The following is a 6,402-nucleotide window of genomic DNA, read 5'->3' as shown; positions in this document are numbered from 1 at the left end:
CGTCCCCCTCACCGAAGCAGCCTGACCCAGCCCCCACCCGCCACAACCACAAACCTTCCGGGCAGCCGGAACACTCCACCCTGCCATCGGCACCTCCATTTTCCGGCTAGCCCTTGACCTTGACCTTGACCTTCAGCTCTTGACCTTCAGCTCTTGATCTGGCCTGTGGCTGTTGATCTTGTCTGTGCCCGTGCTCTGACTTGCTGGAGTTGAAGAGGCCTGAGGTGCGGCGGGGTTGTGAACGCGCGAACCGGCAGCCGACACACAGACTCGCCGACCCGAACCCCGAACCGGCACAACTATGACCGAAGGCCGTAAAAAGCTTTGAAACCCACACCCCAACCGCAACCCGGCCCGCAAACTCCAGCCCCCAACAAGCTCCACCCGACAACGGATCCCGCCCGCCGACCGACACGTCACGGACCACGTCGCAAACCACCTCACGAACCACCTCACGAACCACGTCGCAAACTCCCGGCAAGATTGCCTGACACGGCATTAAGTTCAGCAAGTGGAAAACATCGATGTACTGTTCCTGCACGGATCGCCGGGTTCCGGAAAGACGACCCTGGCCCGGGCCGTCTCCGAAGTCCTTCGGGAGGCCGACGTGCCCCACGGGGTGATCGATCTGGATGAGATCTCCCTGGTGTTCCCGGGCCAGGATCATTCTTTCGCGCGCGCGAATCTTAAGGCGATCTATCCTCACTACGCCGCGATTCCCGGTCTCAGGCTCCTGCTGTCCGGCGTCATCGAGGACGAGAAGGAGTTGGCGCTTCTGCGCGAAGCGGTGCCTGGCGCGAGCCTCGCCGTGTGCGAGTTGACCGCGCCGGAGGCCGTTCTCAAGCAGCGGGTGGCGGCGCGTGAGCCGAACGAGTTCTGGCGGGAACGGCTGCGCCGCTGGGTCGACGTCTTCCGGGCGCGGACCGACCTCGACAGGATCCGGGACTTCGTCGTCTCCACGCACAACCGCTCGGAGGGGGACTCGGCTCGCGAGATCATCGAGAAGGCCGGTTGGCTCGCCCCGCGGCGATAGCCTCGGGTGAGCCGACCGGCCTGGAAGGCGCGCCTTAGGCCTTAGCTCCCGTGGCTCATCTCCTCGCGCACCGCGGCCGCGAACGCGTCGATGTCCGCCTCCGTGGTGTCGAAGGAGCACATCCAGCGGACCTCGCCGGTGTGCTCGTTCCAGGTGTAGAAGCGGAAGCGTTTCTGGAGGCGCTCGGTGACGTCGCGTGGGAGGAGCGCGAATACCGCGTTCGCCTGTACCTGCTGGGTGACGGTCACGCCCGGGACGTCGCGGACCGCCGTGGCGAGGCGCTGGGCCATCGCGTTGGCGTGGGAGGCGTTGCGCAGCCACAGGTCGCCGGAGAGCAGGGCTTCGAACTGGGCCGAGATGAAGCGCATCTTGGAGGCCAGCTGCATCGACATCTTGCGCAGGTACTGCACGCCGTGTGCGGCGTCGGGGTTGAGTACCACCACGCACTCGCCCAGCATCAGGCCGTTCTTGGTGCCGCCGAAGCTCAGGACGTCCACGCCGGCGTCGGTGGTGAACTCGCGGAAGGGGCGGCCCAGGGTGGCGGCGGCGTTGACCAGGCGGGAGCCGTCCAGGAAGACCTTCATGCCGTGCTGGTGCGCGTGGTCGCAGATCGCCTTGATCTCCTCGGGGGTGTAGCAGGTCCCGAGCTCGGTGGACTGGGTGATCGCGACCACCAGCGGCTGCGCGCGGTGCTGGTCGCCCCAGCCCCAGGCGTGGGTGTCGATCAGCTCCGGGGTGAGTTTGCCGTCCGGGGTGGCCACGGTCAGCAGCTTCAGGCCGCCGACCTTCTCCGGGGCGCCGCATTCGTCGACGTTGATGTGCGCGGTCGCCGCGGTGATCACCGAGCCCCAGCGCTCGATCATCGAGTCCATCGCGACCACGTTGGCGCCGGTGCCGTTGAACACCGGGAAGGCCTCGGCGCGCGGGCCGAAGTGGCCCTGGAAGATCTCCTGGAGGTGCTCGGTGTAGACGTCCTCGCCGTAGGAGATCTGGTGACCGCCGTTGGCGACGGCGATCGCCTCCAGGATCTCCGGGTGGATCCCGGCGTAGTTGTCGCTGGCGAAGCCGCGGTAGTCCAGGTCGTGGCGACGGGTGATGGTCACGGGTGGTTCCTTATGAGTCAAAGACGGATCAGGTCAAAGACGGATACAGATGTCAAAGACGGACAGGGATGTCAAAGACGGATACACAGCTCAGGGCGCGAGGCGGACGCGGGTGCCGTTGACCTCGGCGGCCGGCTGGGCGAACAGCTTCACGATCTCGGCGGCCAGGTCGTCCACGTGGGTGTAGCCGGGGAACTTGCCCTCCGGCTTGGCTTCCTTCATGGCGTCGGTCAGCAGTGCCTTGACCACCAGCACCACCGCGGCCGCGTTGTCGCCGCCCTTCTTGAAGTTGTCGGCCAGCGCCAGGGTCCAGGCCTCGGCGGCGGCCTTGGCCGCGCCGTAGGCGGCGTTGCCGGCGGTCGGGGCGGAGGCCGCGGTCGCCGAGATCAGCACGAAGCGGCCGTCCCCGGCGGCGTCCAGGGCGTCGTGGAAGGCCAGCGAGGTGTGCTGCAGGGTCTGGACCAGCAGCTTGTGCAGCAGGTCCCAGTCCGCCAGCTTGGTCTCGCCGAAGCTCTTCGAACCGCGCCAGCCGCCGACCAGGTGGATCACGCCGTCCACCCGGCCGTAGTCCTTCAGCACGCCCTCGGCGAACGCCTTGGTCGCCTCGGCGTCGAGCAGGTCCACCACGGCCGGGACGGCGCGGCCCGGTCCGACGGCGACCGCCGCGGCCCGCTCGGCGTTCTCGGTCGTGGTGTCGATGCCGATGACGGTCGCGCCGGCCGCGGTCAGGGCCCGCACCACGGCGCCGCCGGCCCCGCCGCCGGCGCCGGCCACCACGACCACGGACTGGTTGTTAAGGCTCATGGTGCTGCTGTCTCCATTCAGACTTCAGACCCGCGGATCAGTGTGCGGACAGGATATGGGGGCGCCGGATCAGGCCGTGACGCCCCGGGTCGCCTCGATCACCGGCTTCAGCTTCTTGTTCAGGGCCTCGTAGAACATCGACAGCGGGAACTCGTCCGGCAGCACCGCGTCGACCAGCCCCTTCGGCGGGCCGTCCAGCGGCAGTGCGGCGACGCCCTGGGCCCACACCGAGTTCGGGTTCGGGGCGACGTACCCGGCGACCAGTTGGTACGCGGCCATCCAGTGCGCGGGCTTGGGACGGTCGATGCCGTCCCGGTACAGCGTCTCCACCTCGGCGGCCAGCTCGATCACCGCGTCGGCGATCCGGGCCCAGTCCACGGCCAGCCGGTTGTCGGTCCAGTTGACCACGCCGTTGCGGTGCAGGTAGGCGAACAGCAGTTGGCCGCCCAGGCCGTCGTAGTTGCGGACCCGGCCGCCGGTGATCGGGAAGCGGAAGATGCGGTCGAACAGGATCGTGTACTGGACCAGGCGGGCGTGCGAGGCGCCGGCGCCGCCTTCGCGTTCCATCCGCACCGCGGCGCGGAACGTCGTCAGGTCGCAGCGCAGCTCTTCCAGCGAGTACAGGAAGTACGGCATCCGCTGCTTGATCATGAACGGGTCGAACGGCAGGTCGCCGTGGCTGTGCGTGCGGTCGTGGATCAGGTCCCAGAGCACGAACACCTCCTGCGTCAGCCGCTGGTCCTCCAGCAGCCGCGCGGCGTCCGGCGGCAGCGACATCTTCAGGGTGGCCGCGGCGGACGAGGTGACCATCCGGAACCGCGCGGCCTCGCGGTCCTGCATGATGGCGCCCCAGGTGAACACCGGCGTCTCGCGAACGGCGACGGTCTCCGGGAACAGCACCGCGCTGTTGGTGTCGTAGCCGGCGGTGAAGGCGTCGGCCGAGACGAACTCGATCGGCACGAACTGCGGGTTCGGGTACTTGTCCCGCTCAAGCTCGGCGATCCAGTCCGGCCACACCGTACGGATGATCAGCGCCTCGAAGTTGCGGTCCAGGTTGCCGTTCTGGGTGTACATCGGGAACACCACGAGGTGTTCGCGGCCGTCCTCGCGCTGCGCGGCCGGGTGGAACGCGCTCAGCGTGTCCAGGAAGTCCGGCACGCCGAAGCCGTCCTCGGCCCAGCGGCGCAGGTCCTTGCCGAACGCGTCGAGGTAGTCGGCGTCGTGCGGGTACTCCGGCGCCAGAGCCTCCACGGCGGCGCCGATCCGCCTGGCCAGGCCCTCGGCCTGAGCGCGGTCATGTCCGGCCTCGAAGTCGATCGAGCCGTCCTTGGACTGGAGCGGACGCAGCTCCTCGATGGCGGCCTTCAGCTCGCCGAAGGCCGCCGAGGACGCGACCGGGTGCGGCTCGGCGTCGGCTCCGGCGTTCTGCTTCGGCCGGCGCGAGGCCCAGGTGACGGCGTTGATCCAGAGCGCGCGGTGGTCGTAGTCGGCGATCGAGTCGTCGCCGAACATGTCGGAGTCGGCGAACACCGCGACCCGGCCCTTGCCGAACCGGACGCCGACGGCCAGCGGCCGGTCGGCGGGGTCGGCGGTGGGCGAGGAGTTCAGCAGCGGCAGGATGTCGGCGTCCTGGGCGGTGAACAAGGTGCCGGAGCGGTAGAAGCAGACCTCGGCGATACCGGCCAGCACGTCCTCCGGCTCGATCCGGCTCTCCGGCAGCGCGGCCCGCTCGGCCAGCACCCAGCGGGCGTTGCCGTTGTGCCGGCGCGCGGCGTCCTGGACCGTGAAGTGGTCCATGCCGACGCCGAACCGGCCGAGCAGCGCGGCCAGGTTGGAGCCGTTGTCCTGCTCGCTGTCGGCCAGCAGCACCAGACCGCCGCCGGCGGCCACGTAGGTCTGCAGGACGTCCAGCTCGGCAGCGGTGAACACCGGGCTGCCGACGCCGGTGGTGCGCTCGCGGGCCGGATCGGCCGGGTGCGCGATCACCAGGACGTCGGAGCCGGCCAGGCCCTCGGGGGCGAACGCGCCGTCGCGGAAAGCGTGGACCTCGTAGCCCCGTCCGCGCAGGAGATCAGCGGCATGCGTGTACCCGGCGTCGGCCGGATTCACCGGATTCATGGCCAGGGCCCTGGCCGGATCGATGGTCCAGGCCTCGCTGTGCGCCTCGTCGAACAAGACTCGCAGGATTCCCGTGTGCTGCTGCCGCATGTGTCACCTCGCCTGATCGTCTGATGAGCAGTGGAAGAAATAGTGTACGACCAGTCTACCGATGAAAATCCTTCGGATTCAATCCTTGATCGCCGGATTACCTTGCGTTCGCCGCGGGTAATGGGGCCGATCGGCCTCGCGATCGAAGACGAGCGTGCCCCCGACCAGCAGTATGGTCCGGGGCACGCTCGTGAGCAGATCGTCAGCGGCCGATCAGTCGTCCACGACGGTCAGGATCAGTCGTCCACGACGGTCAGGACGATCTTGCCGCTGGCCCGGTTGGTCTCGCCGATCTCGTGCGCCTTCGCGGCCTCGGCCAACGGCAGCGTGGTGTCGATCACCGGGCGCAGCCGGCCGTCCGCCACCAGGGCCCGGATCGCGGTCAGGCCGCCGAGGTCCGGCTCGACCAGCAGGAAGTCGGAGGTAACGCCGCGCTCTGCGGCGCGCGCCCGCATCGCGGCGTCCACGTCGTAGTTCAGCGCAACCAGCGTGCCGCCGGGGTTCAAGGTGCGCAGCGAGCGGTCGAAGTAGTCGCCGCCGATCGTGTCGATGACGACGTCGACGCCGCTCACCGCCTCGGCGAAGTCCACCTCGCGGTAGTCGATCACCTCGTCGGCGCCCAGACCGCGCACGAAGTCGTGCTTGGCGGCGCTGGCGGTGCCGATGACGTGCGCGCCGAGCGCCTTGGCGATCTGCACGGCGAAGTGGCCGACGCCGCCGGCCGCGGCGTGGATGAGCACCTTCTGGCCCGGCTGCACGTTCGCGAAGTCGTGCAGCGCCTGGTAGGCGGTGAGCGAGGCCAGCGGCAGCGCGGCGGCCTGGACGTGGGTCAGGCCTTCGGGCTTGCGGGCGAAGTGGCGGGCCGGGGCGGTGACGTACTCGCTGTAGCCGCCGGCGAAGGTCGGGAACAGCGGCATGCCGAAGACCTCGTCGCCGGGCTGGAAGAGGGTGACGCCGCGGCCGACTGCCTCGACCACCCCGGAGACGTCCCAGCCGAGGATGACGCCCTCTTCGATGGCGCCGCGGCGGCCCGCCCAGCCGTTGGCACGGGTCTTCCAATCGGTCGGGTTGATGGCGGCGGCGTGTACTCGGACCAGCACTTCGGTGAGGCCGGGCTGGGGCTTGGGGACGCGGATCTCCTTGAGCACGGCGGCCGGGCCGGGCTCGGCGGCGACGATCGCGCGCATGGTCTGTGTGGTGTTCAAAGGCTGGTCGGTCATGGCTCTACGGTCCCGGATCGGGCCCGGGCCACGA

5 protein-coding genes are annotated in these 6,402 nt (G+C 69.1%); 1 reads left to right on the top strand and 4 read right to left on the bottom strand.

Features of this window, described 5'->3' with window-relative positions; genetic code table 11:
- Positions 1–511 precede the first annotated feature (511 nt).
- A complete protein-coding gene (locus KGQ19_RS20625) occupies positions 512–1,033 on the top strand; it encodes an AAA family ATPase (protein ID WP_212010834.1) in 522 nt (173 codons plus the stop codon).
- 41 nt (positions 1,034–1,074) lie between these two features.
- Here KGQ19_RS20625 and KGQ19_RS20620 read toward each other — a convergent pair whose 3' ends face one another.
- The 4 genes from KGQ19_RS20620 to KGQ19_RS20605 all read right to left on the bottom strand — a co-directional run bounded on the left by KGQ19_RS20620 (position 1,075) and on the right by KGQ19_RS20605 (position 6,368).
- A complete protein-coding gene (locus KGQ19_RS20620; protein ID WP_212010833.1) occupies positions 1,075–2,136 on the bottom strand; it encodes a threonine aldolase family protein in 1,062 nt (353 codons plus the stop codon).
- Between the two features lie 90 nt (positions 2,137–2,226).
- Positions 2,227–2,940 carry an SDR family oxidoreductase gene (locus KGQ19_RS20615; protein WP_194892569.1) on the bottom strand — a complete coding sequence of 238 codons (714 nt, stop codon included), beginning with the start codon at positions 2,938–2,940 and terminating at the stop codon, positions 2,227–2,229.
- A gap of 69 nt (positions 2,941–3,009) precedes the next feature.
- Positions 3,010–5,148: a DUF6421 family protein gene (locus KGQ19_RS20610; protein WP_212010832.1), complete on the bottom strand. Its 2,139-nt coding sequence runs from the start codon at positions 5,146–5,148 to the stop codon at positions 3,010–3,012.
- Between the two features lie 236 nt (positions 5,149–5,384).
- Positions 5,385–6,368, bottom strand: a complete 984-nt coding sequence (locus KGQ19_RS20605) for an NADP-dependent oxidoreductase (RefSeq protein ID WP_212010831.1) — start codon at positions 6,366–6,368, stop codon at positions 5,385–5,387.
- Positions 6,369–6,402: the final 34 nt, after the last annotated feature.

Source organism: Catenulispora pinistramenti, assembly GCF_018274385.1.
In the GTDB taxonomy this organism is placed as follows: Bacteria; Actinomycetota; Actinomycetes; order Streptomycetales; family Catenulisporaceae; genus Catenulispora; species Catenulispora pinistramenti.
The sequence above is the reverse complement of the archived record's forward strand: the minus strand, read 5'-3'. Positions and strand labels throughout refer to the sequence as shown.